The sequence below is a fragment of the Granulicoccus phenolivorans DSM 17626 = NBRC 107789 = JCM 15570 genome (genome assembly GCF_000423085.1).
Lineage (GTDB): Bacteria > Actinomycetota > Actinomycetes > Propionibacteriales > Propionibacteriaceae > Granulicoccus > Granulicoccus phenolivorans.
In genome coordinates, this window is the sequence record NZ_AUHH01000080.1 from 1 (window position 1) to 1,055 (window position 1,055).

At 66.0% G+C, this 1,055-nt stretch carries 1 protein-coding gene; it reads left to right on the forward strand.

Going from position 1 to position 1,055, the window contains the following annotated elements; genetic code table 11:
- Positions 1 to 547: hypothetical protein (locus G531_RS26555; RefSeq protein WP_035759630.1), on the forward strand; the 547-nt coding region annotated here is incomplete at its 5' end.
- Between the last annotated feature and the right edge of the window lie 508 nt (positions 548 to 1,055).

Here is a 1,055-nt window from a genome sequence, read left to right on the forward strand (position 1 = left end):
TGTTGCGTTGGGTGTGTTATTGGTGACCGCATGTGGTGGGGGTGAGCCGGAGGGGGCGGAGGAGTCAGCTCTGACGGTGGCACCCAGTTGTACCCCGGGAACGGTCGCCTGCACTGCGGAGGAGGCGGAGACCCAGCGGCTTCAGGCGCAGATGGTCGAGTCATTCTGGATGCAGTTGCGCGAGGGGGACCGCATCTTCGCGGAGGGCGGGGTCGATGAGCCGACGCCAGTCCTGAAGCAATCGACTTCGGGTCCTTACCTGGACTTTTGGATGCAGCACTTTCGGGCATGGAAAGAGCGAGGTAACCGGACAGAGGGAAGTCGCGCTGCACGGATCCGGATCAGTAGTGGTCCTGGCAAGGAGGGGCTCGATCCTCGACTTGTTGCCGAGTACTGCGAGGACTCCAGTGCCTCCATGACCATCACCGCCGATGGCCGCGAGGTGCGTGACGGCACCCGAGTGAAGGGACTCCTCTACGGCAAGGTCATTGAGGGCAGGGTCAAGATTGTGGATGCTGACTCGGACGTGGTCGACTCATGCGAGTGATAGGACGTGGACTGCTCGGATCCGTAGTGGCAGTTCTTGGTGTGAATCTAGCGGCCACAACCGCGCTCGCCGCTCCCCGTTCATCCTTGCCTGACGCGGGAACCGTTCGAGTTGAGGCGGAGCGGAGGGTGGAGGTTCCGGGGCGGCAGGGGTCGCCGGGTAGCCAGAGTGGGTCGGGGAGCAGTGGTTCGGGTACCAGTGGTTCGGGCAACGGCAGTAGCGGCTCGGGCAACGGGGCTGGGACTTCGGGTGGGCAGGATCCGATGTGTGCGGATCCGACGAATCCGTTTGATACGCGGGATGTGTGTTTGGTGGCGGTGCCGGGGCCGGGGGCTCCGGCGGGTCCGGGGGCGCCGGCGGGGCCGGTGGTGGATCCGGTGGTGGTGGCGCAGCGGGCGGTGGCGGAGTTGGTGATCCCGGTGGAGGCTCCGGGGGTGGGGCCGGATCCGTCGTGGAATCGGTTTGGGGTGACGCCGGTGGGGTATCCGGTGTGGTTGTGGCCGGCGGG